Source organism: Mycobacterium sp. NGS26 (genome assembly GCF_059813025.1).
On record NZ_JCALDU010000003.1, the window covers coordinates 255,261 to 270,810 of the forward strand.

Annotated in this window: 16 protein-coding genes; 8 read left to right on the forward strand and 8 right to left on the reverse strand. The window is 69.2% G+C overall.

Annotated features, from left to right (window positions below):
• Nucleotides 1-114 precede the first annotated feature (114 nt).
• Nucleotides 115-276 (reverse strand): AbrB/MazE/SpoVT family DNA-binding domain-containing protein, encoded by a 162-nt coding sequence (locus tag AC5Y6X_RS12160; RefSeq protein ID WP_499986687.1) that lies wholly within the window; start codon nucleotides 274-276, stop codon nucleotides 115-117.
• Nucleotides 277-379: 103 nt separating this feature from the next.
• On the opposite strand from AC5Y6X_RS12160, the gene nadD reads away from it, so the two are divergent.
• The 5 genes from nadD to AC5Y6X_RS12185 are packed head-to-tail and all read left to right on the forward strand — an operon-like array spanning nucleotide 380 to nucleotide 3,644.
• A complete protein-coding gene (gene nadD, locus AC5Y6X_RS12165; RefSeq protein WP_499986688.1) occupies nucleotides 380-1,012 on the forward strand; it encodes a nicotinate-nucleotide adenylyltransferase in 633 nt (210 codons plus the stop codon).
• Nucleotides 1,009-1,398, forward strand: a complete 390-nt coding sequence (gene rsfS, locus AC5Y6X_RS12170; RefSeq protein WP_324680785.1) for a ribosome silencing factor — start codon at nucleotides 1,009-1,011, stop codon at nucleotides 1,396-1,398. Before nadD ends, rsfS begins: the two co-directional genes overlap by 4 nt.
• A complete protein-coding gene (gene gpgP / locus AC5Y6X_RS12175; protein WP_499986689.1) occupies nucleotides 1,395-2,075 on the forward strand; it encodes a glucosyl-3-phosphoglycerate phosphatase in 681 nt (226 codons plus the stop codon). Before rsfS ends, gpgP begins: the two co-directional genes overlap by 4 nt.
• Entirely contained in the window at nucleotides 2,065-2,802 is a 738-nt protein-coding gene (gene octT, locus AC5Y6X_RS12180) for a diglucosylglycerate octanoyltransferase (RefSeq protein ID WP_499986690.1), read from the forward strand. Before gpgP ends, octT begins: the two co-directional genes overlap by 11 nt.
• Before the next feature lie 2 nt (nucleotides 2,803-2,804).
• A complete protein-coding gene (locus tag AC5Y6X_RS12185) occupies nucleotides 2,805-3,644 on the forward strand; it encodes a DegV family protein (protein WP_499986691.1) in 840 nt (279 codons plus the stop codon).
• Here AC5Y6X_RS12185 and AC5Y6X_RS12190 read toward each other — a convergent pair.
• The 7 genes from AC5Y6X_RS12190 to AC5Y6X_RS12220 form a co-directional block, all read right to left on the reverse strand.
• A complete protein-coding gene (locus tag AC5Y6X_RS12190; protein ID WP_499986692.1) occupies nucleotides 3,636-4,529 on the reverse strand; it encodes a hypothetical protein in 894 nt (297 codons plus the stop codon). The two genes, AC5Y6X_RS12185 and AC5Y6X_RS12190, sit on opposite strands and share 9 nt — an antisense overlap.
• A gap of 60 nt (nucleotides 4,530-4,589) precedes the next feature.
• Nucleotides 4,590-7,496 carry an MMPL/RND family transporter gene (locus AC5Y6X_RS12195; RefSeq protein ID WP_499986693.1) on the reverse strand — a complete coding sequence of 969 codons (2,907 nt, stop codon included), beginning with the start codon at nucleotides 7,494-7,496 and terminating at the stop codon, nucleotides 4,590-4,592.
• Complete coding sequence (locus AC5Y6X_RS12200; RefSeq protein ID WP_499986695.1) at nucleotides 7,493-7,951, reverse strand: MmpS family transport accessory protein; 459 nt, start codon at nucleotides 7,949-7,951, stop codon at nucleotides 7,493-7,495. Before AC5Y6X_RS12200 ends, AC5Y6X_RS12195 begins: the two co-directional genes overlap by 4 nt.
• A 165-nt stretch (nucleotides 7,952-8,116) precedes the next feature.
• Nucleotides 8,117-9,175 carry an NAD(P)H-dependent amine dehydrogenase family protein gene (locus AC5Y6X_RS12205; RefSeq protein ID WP_499986696.1) on the reverse strand — a complete coding sequence of 353 codons (1,059 nt, stop codon included), beginning with the start codon at nucleotides 9,173-9,175 and terminating at the stop codon, nucleotides 8,117-8,119.
• 26 nt (nucleotides 9,176-9,201) lie between these two features.
• Nucleotides 9,202-9,624, reverse strand: a complete 423-nt coding sequence (locus AC5Y6X_RS12210; protein ID WP_499986697.1) for a PPOX class F420-dependent oxidoreductase — start codon at nucleotides 9,622-9,624, stop codon at nucleotides 9,202-9,204.
• 3 nt (nucleotides 9,625-9,627) lie between these two features.
• Nucleotides 9,628-10,743 (reverse strand): acyl-CoA dehydrogenase family protein, encoded by a 1,116-nt coding sequence (locus AC5Y6X_RS12215; protein ID WP_499986699.1) that lies wholly within the window; start codon nucleotides 10,741-10,743, stop codon nucleotides 9,628-9,630.
• Nucleotides 10,744-10,750: 7 nt separating this feature from the next.
• Complete coding sequence (locus tag AC5Y6X_RS12220; protein ID WP_499986700.1) at nucleotides 10,751-11,908, reverse strand: acyl-CoA dehydrogenase family protein; 1,158 nt, start codon at nucleotides 11,906-11,908, stop codon at nucleotides 10,751-10,753.
• 196 nt (nucleotides 11,909-12,104) lie between these two features.
• On the opposite strand from AC5Y6X_RS12220, the gene AC5Y6X_RS12225 reads away from it, so the two are divergent.
• The 3 genes from AC5Y6X_RS12225 to holA are packed head-to-tail and all read left to right on the forward strand — an operon-like array spanning nucleotide 12,105 to nucleotide 15,545.
• Nucleotides 12,105-12,959: a ComEA family DNA-binding protein gene (locus AC5Y6X_RS12225; protein ID WP_499986701.1), complete on the forward strand. Its 855-nt coding sequence runs from the start codon at nucleotides 12,105-12,107 to the stop codon at nucleotides 12,957-12,959.
• Nucleotides 12,960-13,010: 51 nt separating this feature from the next.
• A complete protein-coding gene (locus tag AC5Y6X_RS12230; RefSeq protein ID WP_499987038.1) occupies nucleotides 13,011-14,525 on the forward strand; it encodes a ComEC/Rec2 family competence protein in 1,515 nt (504 codons plus the stop codon).
• Between the two features lie 54 nt (nucleotides 14,526-14,579).
• Entirely contained in the window at nucleotides 14,580-15,545 is a 966-nt protein-coding gene (holA, locus tag AC5Y6X_RS12235) for a DNA polymerase III subunit delta (protein ID WP_420715958.1), read from the forward strand.
• Nucleotides 15,546-15,550 lie beyond the last annotated feature (5 nt).

Sequence of the window (15,550 nt, forward strand, 5' to 3'; positions counted from 1 at the left end):
GCGGACGCGCATCAGGCCAGTAGTTCGACATTCACGTCGAGTTTGCGATAGACCTCCAACGCGCGGCGATCGCGCGTCACGGCGACACCGGCGTCGGCCAGAACTGCGGCTGTCCTAGCGCGGGCCGGCGCGCAATGCCTGCACGACCGCGTCGTTGACCTCAGCGCCCGCGGGTATGACGAAGCGCACGTCGCGCTCTTCCAGGGCGCCACCGGCGAGCGGTTCGCCGCGCAGACCTGCGCCGTCGGCCGTCACCTCCACCTCACCGGGCTGCATCCGTAAATGGTCGCGCAGCGCCTTCGGAATGGCCAGTCGGCCTGCCTGGTCAGTGCTGACGTCACCCGAGCCGCACCAGCCCGCTCAAGTAAGCTGGCAAATCGTGCAAAAGCAGCTTCGCAGGCTAGGAGTGATGGGCGGGACGTTCGATCCCATCCATTACGGCCACCTGGTCGCTGCCAGCGAGGTCGCCGACCTGTTCGATCTCGACGAGGTGGTGTTCGTGCCCAGCGGCCAGCCGTGGCAAAAGGACCGGCACGTGTCGGCCGCCGAGGACCGCTACCTGATGACCGTGATCGCCACCGCCTCCAATCCCCGGTTCTCGGTGAGCCGCGTCGACATCGACCGCGCCGGACCCACCTACACCCGCGACACCCTGCGCGATCTGCACGCCCTCAACCCGGATGCCCAGCTGTTCTTCATCACCGGCGCCGACGCGCTGGCGTCCATCCTGTCCTGGCAGGGCTGGGAGGAGCTGTTCGGATTGGCGCGCTTCGTCGGGGTCAGCCGGCCCGGTTATGAGTTGCGCCGCGAGCACATCACCGGCGTCCTGGGCGAGCTCGCCGACGATGCGCTGACGCTGGTCGAGATTCCCGCACTGGCGATTTCGTCGACCGACTGCCGTCGCCGCGCCGAGGAGCACCGGCCACTGTGGTACCTGATGCCCGACGGTGTCGTGCAATACGTCTCGAAGCGCGGGCTTTACAGCAAGCCCGGCGCCCCGGGGTCGGCATGACCGCAACCCCCGAAGCCATCGACATGGCGACGGTGGCGGCCGGGGCGGCCGCGGCCAAGCTCGCCGACGACGTCGTGGTCATCGACGTCTCCGGCCAGTTGGTGATCACCGACTGCTTCGTCATCGCCTCGGCGTCCAACGAGCGGCAGGTCAACGCCATCGTCGACGAGGTCGAGGAGAAGATGCGCAGGGCGGGCTACCGGCCGGCGCGCCGCGAGGGCGCCCGCGAAGGCCGCTGGACCCTGCTGGATTACCGCGACATCGTCGTGCACATCCAGCATCAGGACGACCGCAATTTCTATGCGCTGGACCGGCTTTGGAGCGACTGCCCGGTGGTGCCGGTGGATTTGGGCGAGAACCCCGACGAGTCGGCGAGCGCGCGATGAGGGTCCGTCGCCTGGTGATGTTGCGGCACGGGCAAACCGACTTCAACCTCGGCAGCCGGATGCAGGGCCAACTGGACACCGAGCTCAGCGAACTGGGCCGCGCGCAGGCCGTCGCCGCCGCCGAGGTCCTCGGCAAGATGCAGCCGCTGCTGATCGTGTCGTCGGATCTGCGGCGCGCCTACGACACCGCCGTCAAGGTGGGGGAGCGCACCGGCCTGACGGTGTGCGTGGACGAGCGATTGCGGGAGACCCACCTCGGTGACTGGCAGGGCCTCACCCATGCCCAGATCGACGCCGAGGCCCCCGGCGCCCGACTCGCGTGGCGCGAGGACGCGACGTGGGCGCCCCACGGCGGGGAGAGCAGGGTTGACGTGGCCGCTCGCGGCCTGCCGTTGATCGCCGAGCTGGTATCCGGCGACCCCGAATGGGGAAACAGCAACCACCCGGATCGGCCCGTGGTGCTGGTGGCCCACGGCGGCCTGATCGCGGCGTTGTCGGCCGCGCTGCTGAAGCTTCCGGTCGCCAACTGGCCGATCCTGGGCGGCATGGGCAACGCCAGCTGGGTGCAGCTGTCCGGCCACTCCGAGGACTCCGACGATACAGGCGATTTCGATGCCATCCGCTGGCGCCTCGATGTGTGGAACGCTTCGGCGCAGGTCTCCAACGATGTCCTCTGAACCACGGCCGGTGCTGCTGGTCTTCGCGGACTCGCTGGCCTATTACGGGCCCACCGGCGGTCTGCCCGCCGACGACGCCCGGATCTGGCCCAATATCGTTGCCGCACAGCTCGATTGGGATGTGGAACTGATCGGCCGCATCGGCTGGACGTGCCGCGACATCTGGTGGGCGGCGACCCAGGATCCGCGGGCCTGGGCGGCGCTGCCCAGGGCCGGGGCGGTGATCTTCGCCACCGGCGGCATGGATTCGCTGCCCTCGGTGCTGCCGACGGCGCTGCGCGAGCTGATCCGCTACGTGCGGCCGCCGCGGCTGCGGCGCTGGGTTCGCGACGGGTACGCCTGGCTGCAGCCCAGGCTCTCGCCGGTGGCCCGGTCCGCGTTGCCGCCGCACCTGAGCGCCGAATACCTCGAACAGACCCGCGGCGCAATCGATTTCAACCGCCCCGGCATCCCGATCGTGGCGTCGCTGCCGTCGGTGCACATCGCCGAGACGTACGGCAAGGCCCACCACGGTCGCGCGGGTACCGCCGCGGCGATCACCGAATGGGCGCAGCGCCACGACATTCCCCTGGTGGACCTCAAAGCCGCGGTGGCCGAACACGTCATGAGCGGACGCGGCAACCCCGACGGCATCCACTGGAATTTCGAGGCGCACCAGGCGGTCGCGGAGCTGATGCTCAAGGCGCTGGCCGAGGCCGGCGTATCGACCGGGAAACCGCGGGGGTAGGCGTGCCTGTTGTGGTGGTGACCGATGCGTCGTCGCGGCTGCCGGCCGAGCTGCTCGAAAAGTGGGCCATCCGAGTGGTTCCGCTGCACATCCTGCTCGACGGGGACGACCTGCGCGACGGGGTGGACGAGATACCCGACGACATCTACCAGCTGCACGCCACCACCGCCGCGGCCACCCCGGCCGAACTGGCCGACGTCTACCAGGAGGCGCTGGCCGACAGCGACGGGTACGGCGTTGTGGCGGTGCATATTTCGGCGGCGTTGTCGGGCACCTACGGCAACGCCGAACGCACCGCCGCCGACCTCGACCCGGCCATCCGGGTGATCGACTCGAGGTCCGCCGCGATGGGCACCGGCTTTTGCGCGCTGGCCGCCGCGCGGGCCGCGGCCGCCGGCGCCGACCTGGACGCCGTGGCGGACGCCGCGAGCTCGGCCGTGTCCCGGACCCGCGCGTTCATGGTGGTGCACCGCCTGGACAATCTGCGCCGCAGCGGCCGCATCGGTGGCGCCAAGGCGTGGCTCGGCACCGCGCTGGCGCTCAAGCCATTGCTGCGCGTCGAGGACGGCAAACTTGTTCTGGCCCAACGGGTGCGCACCGTCAGCAACGCGACGGCGGCGATGATCGACCGGGTGTGCGAGATCGTCGGGGATGGCCCCGCGGCACTGGCCGTGCACCATGTCGCCAACCCCGACGGCGCGAGCGAGGTGGCGGCGACGCTGGCGCGGCGGCTACCGGCCTGCGAGCCGGCGATCGTCACGCCGCTGGGGCCGGTGCTCGCGCTGCACGTTGGTGCGGGAGCGGTCGCGGTGTGCCTGGAATTGCCGGAGCCGTCACGCTGATTGCCTGGTTGGCGTCGAAGAGCCGGTGAACGGCACTTCCACGCCCTTTTGAAACGACAAGGCCGCGCTTTGAGCGACCAACACGACGACGAGCGCGACCACCCACAGCCAGGCTTCGGCAGGACTGATGTGTGCGGCCGGATCCTTATAACGTAACGCCATGATGGACCGCACGATCACGGCCGCAACGACGGCGACGGTGATGTAGGGGACGACGGTGCGGACCCGAAGCGCCGTGCGCCCCGTCGGTGATTCCGAACGCCGCCTGCCGATTCCGGCGTACCACACCGCGGCGCAGACGACGATGATCGCCAGCGGTATCGGAATCGAGAGCCGGTTGGCCCAGTCCCACAGCGGTTGCAGCGGCCGGTGCGTTTGCGGGTCACCCAGCGAGAGCGCGAGGTGCATGATCGTGTCTTCGACGAGGAACACGGTGATCGGGGGCACGAGCACCGCCAGGATGAACACGCAGTGTTTGGCGAGGACGCCCGCGGTGCCCGAAATAAACTGCACGATGGCGTAAAGCAACATGTAGATCGAGGCCCCGAACGCCACGGCGCCCAGCACCTCCACCGACCCGGCTCGGCCGTTGCTGAGGGCGCAGCCGCTCTCGCCGGCCAGCAAGCCGTACCGCAGGGTCGTCAGGAACAGGCCCAGAAACGCACACACCAGCGCGATGCCCACCTGGGTGTCGTGCTCGACCTCACGCGGCTCCGGCGAATGACCCTCGCCGCGGCGCCGATAGGCGCGGTCGAGCACGAGATTGATGACGACGAAGGCGAACCCGGCGAGGATGCCGGTGAATTGCGCGTAGGTCCTGGCCACGATCGACATGTCGAAGCCAGTCCAGAGGTTGCAGGAGTCGGCGAGCAGTCCTGTGGCCATCGTCGGCATCTTAAGGCCGACCGCGGCGTCACGCCGTCAAGAGACTTCGGACACGCCGCGCTAGGCGCTGACCGCCCGTCGCGCATTGTCGCCGCGCGGGTGCACAACCCGCGGCCACCAAAACCACCGTCCCAGCAGGGTGGCGATCGACGGCATCAGCAGCGTGCGCACGATCAGCGTGTCGAGCAGCAGGCCGATGCAGACGGTGGATCCGAACTGGCCCAGCACCCGCAGGTCGCTGCCCAGCATGGACGCCATGGTGAAGGCGAACACCAGGCCCGCCGCGGTCACCACCCCGCCGGTGCCGGCCATCGAACGGATGATCCCGGTCTTGAGCCCGCCATGGATCTCTTCGCGGAACCGGGACACCAGCAGCAGGTTGTAGTCGGATCCGACGGCCAACAGGATGATCACGGACAGCGCCGCGACGATCCAGTGCACCTTGATGCCGAACAGGTCCTGCCAAATGAGCACGGACAGGCCGAAAGACGCCGCGATGGAGCTGGCCGCGGTGCCGACGATCACCAGCGCGGCAACCACGCTGCGGGTGAGCAGCAGCATGATCATGAAGATCAGGGTGAGGGCCGAGACCACCGCGATCATCAGGTCGTACTTTTCACCGTCGGCCATGTCCTTGAATGTCGCGGCGGTTCCGCCGAGATAGACCTTGGCGTCCGACAGGGAGGATTGCTTCAGTCCCTCCTGCGCGGCGGTGCGCTCGGAGTCGACCCGCGAAATCCCTTCCGGGGTCATGGGATCGCCCTGATGGGTGATGAAGAAGCGCGCCGACTTGCCATCCGGCGACAGGAACATTCGCAACCCCGTCTGAAAGTCCGGGTTCTGGAAGGCCTCCGGCGGCAGGTAGAAGAAGTCGTCGTTTTTGGAGGTGTCGAAACTCTGGCCCATGACGACCCCGGTGTTACTCATCGCCTCCATCTGGTCGATCATCGCCTTGAACGTCTGGTACAGCGTCAGCGTGATGCCGCGGGTGGTCTTCAGCGTCGCGATCAGCGTGGGAAACAGCGCCGTCAGGTCGTGTGTGGCGTTGGCGGTGTGCTGAATGTCGGCCGTGAGCAGGTGGAACTGCTCGGACAATTGATCGAATCCGTCGAGCGAGTCGAACAGGGATCGCAACCCAAAGCACAACGGGATGTCGTAGCAGTGCTTTTCCCAGTAGAAGTACGTGCGCATCGGCCGGAAGGTGTCGTCGAAATCCGCGATGTGATTGCGCAACTCGTCGGTGATCTCCGACGTGTCCGCCGTGGTCTTTGCGCTGTCATCGGCGGCCTTCGAAAGATCCAGCGACACTTCGTACTGGCGCTGCGTGGTGTCGATCTGGGTCTGCAGGTCATCGGCCATCCGGAGGATGTCGGCGATGCGGTCCTTCAGAAACTGCATGTTTTGCATCGTCGTCTGGCTTTGCATGCTGGTCTGGAACGGTATCGAGCTGTGTTGGATCGGGATGCCCAGCGGGCGGGTGATGTCCTGGACCATGGCGATGCCGACGGTGCGCATGACGTTCTTGGCCACCCTGTCCAACACCAGCATGTCGGCGGGGTTTCGCATGTCGTGGTTCGCTTCGACCATCAACATGTCGGGGTTCATCCGGGCCTGTGAGAAATGCCGGTCCGCGGCCGCCTGACCGAGGTTCGACGGAGCCGAGGTCGGCAGGTAGTAGCGGTCGTTGTAGCTCGTTTTGAAGCTGGGCAGGGCGACCATGCCGACCAGCACGATCGCCGCGCTGACCGCCAGAATCGGTGCGGGCCAACGCACTACCGCGGTGCCCACCCGCCGCCACAGCCGACCCCGCTTGGCCGCCCTCTTGGACTCGAAGAGATGAAAGCGACTGCCCACGAACACGACCGCGGGACCCAGTGTGAGCCCGGCCAGCACCACGACCAGCATGCCGATCGCGACGGGTGCGCCCATGGTGTTGAACCAGGGCAGCCGGGCGAAGCTCAGGCAGTAGGTCGCCCCGGCGATGGTCAGGCCCGACCCCAAGACGACCGGGGCCACCCCGCGAAACGTGGTGTAGTAGGCGGTTTCTCGATCCTCGCCGGCCCGCAGCGCCTCCTGATAGCGGCCGACGAGGAAGATCCCGTAGTCGGTGCCGGCGGCGATCGCCAACATGGTCAGGATGTTCGCGGCGAACGTGGTCAGCCCAAATGCGTTGTGATAGGCCAGAACCGCGACGACGCCGCGCGAACATGCCAATGCGACGAAGGTCATGAACAGCTGGACCAACGTCGTGACGATGGACCGATACACCAGCAGCAACATGATCGCGATGGCGCCCAGGGTGAACAGGGTGATCTTGGCCAGGCTCGCGTTGCCGATGATGTGCATGTCGTCGGACAGCGCGGCCGGCCCGGTGACGTAGGCCTTCACCCCGGGTGGCGTCTGGTTGCGGTCGATCACCTTGCGGACGGCGTCGACGGACTCGTTGGCCTGCGTGGTGCCCTGGTTGCCGGCGAGGTTCAACATGACGTAGGCGGCCTTGGCGTCGGCGCTCTGCGCTCCCGCGGCCGTTAGCCGGTCGCCCCAGAAGTCCTGGATGTGCTGGATGTGCTTGGGATCGGCGCGCAGCTGGCGGACCAGGTTGTCGTAGTAGCGGTGTGCGTCGTCGCCGAGGGGCTTTTGGCCCTCCAGGACGATCATCACGGTGCTGTTGGAGTCGAACTCGTGGAAGTTGTGACCCAGCAACATCATCGCCTTCATCGACGGCGCGTCCAGCGGGGTCATCGGCGCCGAGTGCGCCTCGCCGACCACTTCCAATCGCGGGACGATCACGTTGACGAGGACCGTCACGAACACCCAGCCCAGGATGATGGGCACCGCGAAGATGCGGATCGTGTGCGGGAGGGCCGGCCGGTGGCCGCGCTCGGCCTTCGCGCGGCCCTGGGTGCCGATTGGCGCCGTGTCGGCGTCTTCGGCGGTCGTTTGACTCTTGCTGTTCACGTCGCTCATGCGGACTTCACCAGGCAGAAGGTCTGGGCGTTGTGGCCTTCGGAGTTTTGTTGCTCGCGGACGACGCCGTCCACGGTGATCTTGCAACTGATTTGGCTGCTATCGCTTTGCGCCATGATGTTGGCGCTGACCGCGGGCAGTGTCGTCGAGATCGTGGTCGACCACGGCAGCGGTGCCGAGTTGACCTGGTGGGTGTTGGCGTACTCGTCCCAGTAGTTGATGCTCGCGGTGGCGCCCGGCGGGCCGGACACCTCGTAGACGACGACCTTGGGGTTGAACTGCACGATCTCGATCCCGGCGCCGGCGTTCGCGTTGAGGTCCTGGGAGCCGAAGATCTTGTGCAGCCGCATCACCACCAGGCCCGAGACGGCGAGAACAACGATCAGCAGCAACGGTATCCAGGCCCGCTTGAACAGGCGGGTGAGGGCACCGGTAGTGGAACCTGGACCAGCCATCACCGACCGCCTTCCGCTCGCCCCCGACGGGGCCCGCCGTCCTGCCGGAACGCTCGCCGCCGTCGTCGACAACATTAGTTGTCGCCGGAACCATTTGCTCGGCTAAGTACTCTAACCCTTAGAGGACGGCAGCGTTCCTCCGGGGGGTCGGCCCGCGCCGGGCAGCTAGCGCGCCACTCGCCCGGTGACCGGCGGCAAGTCCGCCAGCGTCACGATCCCGGGCTGCGCCGCCACCACCGCCGGAACCGCGTTGGTGACCGGCATCGCGGTGTAGATCATGCCCAGTCCCATGAACCCGGGCTCGGTCCAATCCTTGGGCGGCAGGCAGTGCAGGACCGTGCGCATGTTGGGCAACCCGAAAACCTGGATGACGTGGCCGTGCTCGAGCGGCTTGGGCGGGACCACGTGGCCGCCCATGACCCAGTTGAATCCGACGCTGACGACGTTGCGGTCGCCTTCCCAGCCCCGGTGGTAGCCGTAGACGCCGCCGACCGTTCCCGCGGGGATCTTCATGAAGCCCAGATCGGAATCGGCGGTGGCCGCGGTGAACGTGACGTCGAAGGTCATCCTGTCCAGCTTCGCGCCGATCGCGTCGGCCATCATCGCCGCCGACTCCGCGAAGACCTCGCTTTCGGTGCGCACGCTGTCGGCCAGCCCCGGGGTGTCGGGATCCTGCGAGAACCCCATCGCCGTCTGGGTTTCCGCCGATTCGTAGGTCGAGCAGTCCACCGACTCGGTGATTCGGATCTCGTCGACGCGCTCGCAGGAGCCGGACAGCACCATGCCGACCATGTTCGTCATCCCGGGGTGCGCGCCGCTGCCGAAGATCGTCGAGCCGCCGCGCTCGCAGGCGTCCTCGATGCGCTTGCGGTCCTGCGGCGTCTGCTTGCCGCCGGTGATCCACGCCGCGCTGGTGCACACGTTGACGCCCGACTCCAGCAGGCGGACCAGTTCGTCGATGTTGGGCCACAACGGGTTATAGCAACACGCGTCGGGCTTCAGCGCGAGCAGCGCGTCGACGTCGTTGGTCGCCTGCACCCCGGTCGGCTCGGGCCAGCCGGCCAGCTTGGCGGCGTCGACGCCGACCTTGTCCGCTCCGTGCGCGTAGACGCCGACGAGCTCCATGTCGGGTCTGCCGATGATGGCGTGCAGCGACCGCCGCCCGATGTTTCCGGTCGTCCACTGGATCACCCGCAACGGACGATCCATCGGGGGCTTACTCATCGCGTCTCCTTTGACGTTGCTGAAATTCAGTCGCTGATGTCGAATCCGGCGACGACCTTGGTCGGGCGCACGCGCACCACCAGCTCGCCGGGAACGGCGTTGCGCCGGCCGAATTCGTCGGCGCGGTCGGCGCCCATGTACCGCGCGCCGGTGCGGGTCGCGATGTCCAGCACGTCCCGCGGATCGTCGGTCGCCGTCGCCACGCCCTGCACCTGGACGAACGAATAGGGTGGGTGGGGGTCGTCGACGCAGATCACCACTCGCGAATCACGGGCTATCGCACGGCCTTTCGACGTGTCACGGCCGGTGGTGAACGCCAGTTGACCGTCGTCGACGACGAACCACACCGGCGCGACCAACGGCCGGCCGTCGGCGGCCAGGTAACCGAGCATCCCGGTGCGGGTTCCGGCCGAGAGGAATTCGACGACCTTGTCGGACAGCTCGGCCATGCGTCAGAGCCGCGCCAGGTCGTAGTCGGCGATGTGGTCGATCAGCACCTGGAGGTGGTCCCGCGAGGAGCCGAGCGTGTGCTCGATCGCGGTGAGCCGGGCGGCGTAGTGGCCGACGGGATATTCGGCGGTCATGCCGATGCCGCCGTGCAGCTGGATGGCCTCCTGGGCGATGTGCCGTCCGGAGCGGCCGACCTGCAGCTTGGCGCGCGACGCGATCACCGGGTCGAGGTTGCCGTCGGCGATCGACATCGCGGCGTAGAAGCTCATGCTGCGGGCCAACTCCAGCGACACGTACATGTCGGCGGCCCGCTGGGTGAGCGCCTGGAACTTGTTCAGCGTGACGCCGAACTGCTTGCGGGTCTTGAGGTAATCGGTGGTCAGGCGCAGCGCCTCCTCCATCGCTCCGACCGCCTCGGAACACAACGCCGACTGGATGCGGATGAGGGCGTCGCGGATGGCGGGGGAGGCATCCCGGACGTCGGAGGCGTCGCCCAGCGGCTCGGCGGGCGCGGAGTCCAGGTCGATCTGAGCGCCGCGCTGACCGTCGAACGTCGGGTAGGGGTGCCGGTTCACGGCGCCGGCGTCGACCAAGAACAGCCCCGTGCCGCCGTCCGGCAACGCGGCGCTGACCACCAGCGTGTCGGCGCAGTCACCGGCCGGGACGGGGTTCTTGGTTCCGGTCAGGGTCCACGAATCGCCTTGCCGCGCAGCCCGAGTGGTGACCGTCGCGGTCGGTCTCCGGTGGCCGGCTTCCAAATGCGCGAACGCGAGCAGCCTTTGACCCGCGGCCACCTCGTCCAGCAGTTGCTTTTGCGCGTCGCTTCCGCGCTCGGCGATCAGCGCGCCGGGCGCCAGCGCGGCGTGCACGACGGGCTCGGGGGCCAACCGCCGCCCGATCTCGGTGAGCACCACCATGATCTCGATCTGGCCCGCCTCGTCCGGCTCGAACCCGAGGCCCAGGATCCCGGTGTCGGCGAGCTGGCTCCAGACGTCGCGGCTCCAGCCGAGGTCGGTCTCGATGATCTTGTTGCGGCTCTCGGGATCGTAGGTGCGCGACAACAGGTCGCGGGTCGTGTCGCGGAGCAGGGCCTGCTCGTCGCTCAGCTGAAAGTCCATGGCTGCCTCACAATCCCAGAATGGTGGACGCGATGATGTTGCGCTGCACCTCGTTGCTGCCGCCGTAGATCGATGTCTTGCGGTAGTTGAGGTAGCGCGGGGCGCTGGCCTGCGCCCACGGTGGTGACGCGATATCGTCACCGTCGACCGGCAGCGCGTCGGGGCCGGCCACCTCGACGAGCAGCTCGGTGGCGATCTGCTGCAATTGGCTGCCGCGCATCTTGAGCACCGACGATGCCGGGTTGGGCTTGCCGTCCGCGGAGTCCGTCGTCACCCGGGACTGCGTGAGTTCCAGTGCCAGCACCTCGTTTTCGGCCTCGGCCAGGCGCGCGGCGAACAGCGGGTCGTCGAGCAGGCCCGTCTCGATGGCGTACTTCTTCACCTCGGCGAGGCGGACCTTGGTCCGGCCGACCCCGGCGATGCCGGTGCGCTCGTTGCCCAGCAGGAACTTCGCGTACGTCCAGCCCTGATTCTCTTCTCCCACAAGCTGATTGGCCGGTACCCGCACGTCTTCGAAGAAGACCTCGTTGACCTCGCGGCCGCCGTCGATCGTCTTGATCGGCCGCAGCGTGATGCCCGGCGTCGCCATGTCGATGAGCAGGAAAGAAATGCCGGCCTGGCGCTTGGGCGCCTGTGGGTCGGTGCGCACCAGGCAGAAGATCCAGTCCGCGTACTGGCCCAGCGTGGTCCACGTCTTCTGACCGTTGACGACGTAGCTGTCGCCGTCGCGCACCGCGGTGGTGCGCAGCGACGCGAGGTCCGAGCCGGCCTCCGGCTCGGAGAACCCCTGGCACCACCAGATGTCGATGCTCGCCGTCGGCGGCAGGAAGCGCTCCTTGATCTCCTGGGACCCGAATTCGGCGATCACGGGGCCGACCATCTTGGTGTTGAAGTTCAGCGGCTCCGGCACGCACGCCAGCTGCATCTCGTCGGCCCAGATCTGGTACTGGGTCGGCGTCCAGTCCTTGCCGCCCCACTCGACGGGCCAGTTAGGCACCGCGAGCCCGTGCTCGTTGAGGATCTTGTGGCTGGTGACGATCAGCTCCTTGGTCACCGGCGCGCCCTGGCGCACCGCCTCGCGGAGCTCTTCGGGGATCTGGGTGGTGTAGAAGGTGCGCAGCTCGTCGCGAAACGCCGCTTCCTCGGGTGTGAGCGCCAACTTCATGGCTGCCTCCTGTCGTCTGGGGGGTGAGCGTGGCGACCCGCCGCGGTTCGGGCGTCGGGTCCCGGTCGGTCGCTCCGGCCTCCATCTTGACCCATCCCGTGTGGTGGTTGTGCACAGCCTCGGGTTAATCCACAAACGGTCGCCGCAACGGTCCCGGACGGGTCGTCCGGGCGGTCGGCGCGCTTACCGTCGGCGCATGCGAACCGAACTGCCCGCCCAGCGACTGCACCGAAGGCTCGGCGCCGACCCCGATGCGGATTCGCGCGCCGACCCGGAGGACTCCGGGCACGACCCGGACGTGCGGGACGACGACCAGAATTCGTTGCTGCCGCGGTGGCTTCCCGACGGCTCCCGGCGCGACGGCTGGGTGGCCAGGCTGCGCGCCGATCCGGGCCGCGCCGGCGCGATCGCGTTGGCGGTGGTCGCCGCGCTGGCCGTGCTGGTCACGATCTTCACCCTGGTGCGCGACAAGCCGGCGCCGGTGATGTCGGCCAAGCTGCCACCGGTCGAGCGGGCAGCCACGGCGAGCCCGCGATCCTCGTCGGGTCCGGCCGCCGGCCAGCCGGTGGTGGTCAGCGTGGTCGGCCTCGTCCACACGCCCGGATTGGTCACCCTGGCACCCGGCGCGCGGATCTCCGATGCGCTGCAGGCCGCCGGCGGCGCCGTGGACGGCGCGGACACCATCGGGCTGAACATGGCCCGCCCGGTCGGCGACGGCGAGCAGATCGTGGTCGGGCTGGCCCCGATCTCGGGACAGCCGAGAGCGTTGGGCAGCTCGGTGGCCTCCGGCCCGGCACCGACGCCCGGGATGTCGACGCCGGGGGTGCCCGCACCGACGCCGGGCAAGCCGAAGGCGGGCGGGCCCGTCGACCTCAACACCGCGACCGTGGAGCAGCTGGACGCGCTGCCGGGGGTCGGACCGGTCACCGCCGCCGCGATCGTGGCGTGGCGGCAGGCCAACGGCAAATTCACCAGCGTCGATCAGCTCGCCGACGTCGACGGCATCGGCCCGGCGCGGCTGGAGAAGCTGCGTGCCCTGGTCCGTGTCTGAGACCCGGTGCGCCAGCCCGGCTTCGAGGACGCGTCGCCGGCGCACCTCGATGTGCGCCTGGTCCCGGCCGCGCTCACCGGGTGGACGGTCACCGCCGCCGGGATCGTGTGGCCGGTGGGCCGGGCGCTGGCGATCTGCTGCGCCGGGCTGGTCGCCGCCTCGTGCGCGCTGCTGTGCGTGGCGCGACGCGACCGGCGCCTGCGGGCGATCGGCGCCGGCGCGCTGGCGATCGGTGTGGTCGGCGCGGGCTTCGGGCTCGCGATCGCGCTGCGCGCCGATGCGGTGGCCCGTCATCCCCTCGCCGCGGCGTTCGGGACCGCGGCCCCGCTGACGGTCACCCCCAGCGAGAGCCCGGTGTCGTTGGGTAGCGGCAGGCTGATGTTTCGCGCCACGCTGCAGCGGCTGCGCGCCGACGAAATATCCGGGCGCGTAGTCGTTTTCGCGCGCACCTCGGATTTCGGCGGTGTGATGGCGGGACAGCCGGTGCGCTTCACCGCGCGGATCAGCCGTCCCGCCCGCCATGACCTGACGGTTGCGGTGCTCAACGCGACGGGACGTCCCACGATGGGCGAGGCCGGCGCGGCGCAGCGCGCCGCCCACACCGTGCGCACCCGGTTCGCCGCCGCGGCCCGCGACGCGTTGCCGGCCGAGCAGGCCGCGCTGCTGCCCGCCCTCGTCCTCGGCGACACCGCGGCGGTCAGCGCCGAGACCGGTCGCGACTTTCGCGCCGCCGGCCTGACACACCTGATGGCGGTGTCGGGGGCCAACGTCACGATCGTGTGCGCGGCGGTGCTGTTCTCGGCTCGGCTGATCGGCCCGCGCGCGGCCGTGGCGGCGGCCGCGGTGGCGCTGCTTGCCTTCGTCGTCGTCGTCCAGCCGACCGCCAGCGTGTTGCGGGCGGCCGTGATGGGTGCCATCGCGCTGGCGGGGATGCTGTCTTCGCGACGGCGGCAAGCGATTCCGGCCCTGTCGGCGTCCGTGCTGATACTGCTGGTCGTCGCCCCGCACCTGGCCGTCGACGTGGGCTTCGCGCTGTCGGTGCTGGCCACGGCGGCGCTGGTGGTCATCGCGCCGGCCTGGTCGCGGCGCCTGACCGCCCGGGGCTGCCCCAGGCCGCTGGCGGATGCGCTGGCGGTGGCGTTGGCCGCGCACGTGGTTACCGCCCCGCTGGTCGCCGGCATCTCGGGCCGGCTCAGCCTGGTGGCGGTCTTCGCCAATCTCGCGGTGGCGGCGGCGATCGCGCCGATCACGGTGCTGGGCAGCGCGGCGGCCGTGCTGTGCCTGCTGTGGCCGACCGGCGCGCAGCTGCTGATCCGGTTCGCCGGCCCCGAGCTGTGGTGGGTGTCGAGCGTGGCGCGGTGGGCGGCCGATGTCCCCGCGGCGACCGTGCCCGTGCCGTCCGGGACGGCCGGTGTGGCGGCGGTCGGCGGTGCCACCGTCGTCGTGTTTCTGGTGGCCCGGCCGTTGTGTCGGTGGCGATGGTTTCGGGTGGCGGTCGGAATGAGCGGCGCGGCGGTCGTCGTGTGGGTGTTGGCGTGGTCGCTGTCGGGACTCGTCGGCCCATAGTCGAGCCCAGTCGGACCGGCGTGACACCATCGTGGAATGAGCGATCTTGCGCCGTTGCACCTGGTCCTGGGGGACGAGGAACTGCTGGTCGAGCGGGCGGTGGCCGACCTGCTGCGCGCGGCTCGGGAGCGTGCCGGCGCCCACGCCGGGGCCGACGATGTGCCGGTCAGCCGGATGCGCGCCGGCGACGTCGGCACCTACGAACTGGCCGAACTGCTGAGCCCGTCGCTGTTCGCCGACGAGCGCATCGTCGTGCTGGAGGCCGCCGGCGAAGCGGGCAAGGACGCGGCCGCGGTGATCGCCGCGGCCGCCGCCGACGTCCCGGCCGGCACGGTGCTGGTGGTGGTGCACTCCGGCGGTGGGCGGGCCAAGGCGCTGGCCGGCGAGCTGCAGAAGCTGGGTGCGCAGGTCCACCCGTGCGCGCGGATCACCAAACCCAGCGAACGCGCCGACTTCGTCCGCAAGGAATTCCGCGCGCTGCGGGCCAAGGTCGACGAGGAGACGGTGACCGCGCTGCTCGACGCCGTCGGCTCCGACGTGCGCGAATTAGCCTCGGCCTGTTCGCAATTGGTCGCCGACACCGGCGGCGCCGTCGATGCCGCCGCGGTGCGGCGCTATCACAGCGGGAAGGCGGACGTGAAGGGATTCGATATCGCCGACAAGGCGGTGGCCGGCGACATCGAGGGAGCCTTGGAGGCGCTGCGCTGGGCGATGATGCGCGGTGAGCCGCTGGTGGTGCTGGCCGATGCCCTGGCCGAGGCCGTGCACACCATCGGCCGGGTCGGGCCGTTGTCCGGCGAAAACCCCTACCGCCTGGCGGCGCAGGTGGGGTTGCCGCCGTGGCGGGTGCAGAAGGCGCAGAAGCAGGCCCGGCGTTGGTCGCGCGACACGGTGGCAACCGCGATGAAGGTGGTGGCGGCGCTCAACGCCAACGTCAAGGGTGCGGTGGCGGACGCCGACTACGCCTTGGAGTCGGCGGTCAGGCAGGTCGCCGAGCTGGTGGCCGACCGCGGCCGATGAGTGCC

Coding starts and splice junctions, on each gene's coding strand:
- AC5Y6X_RS12205 (WP_499986696.1), bottom strand. CDS start 9,175: ATGAGTAAGCCCCCGATGGATCGTCCGTTGCGGGTGATCCAGTGGACG.
- AC5Y6X_RS12200 (WP_499986695.1), bottom strand. CDS start 7,951: ATGGCTGGTCCAGGTTCCACTACCGGTGCCCTCACCCGCCTGTTCAAG.
- AC5Y6X_RS12220 (WP_499986700.1), bottom strand. CDS start 11,908: ATGAAGTTGGCGCTCACACCCGAGGAAGCGGCGTTTCGCGACGAGCTG.
- AC5Y6X_RS12210 (WP_499986697.1), bottom strand. CDS start 9,624: ATGGCCGAGCTGTCCGACAAGGTCGTCGAATTCCTCTCGGCCGGAACC.
- AC5Y6X_RS12195 (WP_499986693.1), bottom strand. CDS start 7,496: ATGAGCGACGTGAACAGCAAGAGTCAAACGACCGCCGAAGACGCCGAC.
- AC5Y6X_RS12160 (WP_499986687.1), bottom strand. CDS start 276: ATGCAGCCCGGTGAGGTGGAGGTGACGGCCGACGGCGCAGGTCTGCGC.
- AC5Y6X_RS12190 (WP_499986692.1), bottom strand. CDS start 4,529: ATGGCCACAGGACTGCTCGCCGACTCCTGCAACCTCTGGACTGGCTTC.
- AC5Y6X_RS12225 (WP_499986701.1), top strand. CDS start 12,105: ATGCGAACCGAACTGCCCGCCCAGCGACTGCACCGAAGGCTCGGCGCC.
- gpgP (WP_499986689.1), top strand. CDS start 1,395: ATGAGGGTCCGTCGCCTGGTGATGTTGCGGCACGGGCAAACCGACTTC.
- octT (WP_499986690.1), top strand. CDS start 2,065: ATGTCCTCTGAACCACGGCCGGTGCTGCTGGTCTTCGCGGACTCGCTG.
- AC5Y6X_RS12215 (WP_499986699.1), bottom strand. CDS start 10,743: ATGGACTTTCAGCTGAGCGACGAGCAGGCCCTGCTCCGCGACACGACC.
- rsfS (WP_324680785.1), top strand. CDS start 1,009: ATGACCGCAACCCCCGAAGCCATCGACATGGCGACGGTGGCGGCCGGG.